Source organism: Agrobacterium sp. 22094 (assembly GCF_052046015.1).
Lineage (GTDB): Bacteria > Pseudomonadota > Alphaproteobacteria > Rhizobiales > Rhizobiaceae > Agrobacterium > Agrobacterium cavarae.
Genome location: NZ_JBQEPX010000047.1, coordinates 1 through 339, shown reverse-complemented (window position 1 = coordinate 339; position 339 = coordinate 1). Strand labels below are relative to the sequence as shown.

Annotated in this window: 1 protein-coding gene; it reads left to right on the top strand. The window is 32.4% G+C overall.

Annotation, left to right across the window (positions count from 1 at the left end; genetic code table 11):
- Positions 1–288, top strand: a 288-nt coding sequence (locus ACTJK5_RS23100; RefSeq protein WP_440613330.1) for a hypothetical protein, incomplete at its 5' end; no start/stop codon positions are given.
- Positions 289–339: the final 51 nt, after the last annotated feature.

The following is a 339-nucleotide window of genomic DNA, read 5'->3' as shown; positions in this document are numbered from 1 at the left end:
AAGGAGTTAAGTGCACGTAATCATGTACTTGTAGACTCAGACAATTTATCATTTTTATATATCTTAGAAAACGAATCATCTTTCATTTATGTAAGTATTCCGCACACATGCTGGGAAGCAATGCATGAAGCGATGAATAACGATGTGGTTATGTTCGTTCGTGTGAATGAAATTGAAATGGAATTAGAAGGATTAAAAGAAGAAGTAGAATATTTAGTTGAAAATATTGAAGGTAATGCAAATTACGGAGAAGAACTAGTAACTGCTGTAGAAAAAGTATTTCTATAAGCAAATGGATTGATTTTGGTGGTGGTTGAAATGAATCGAAATTGGGAAGAA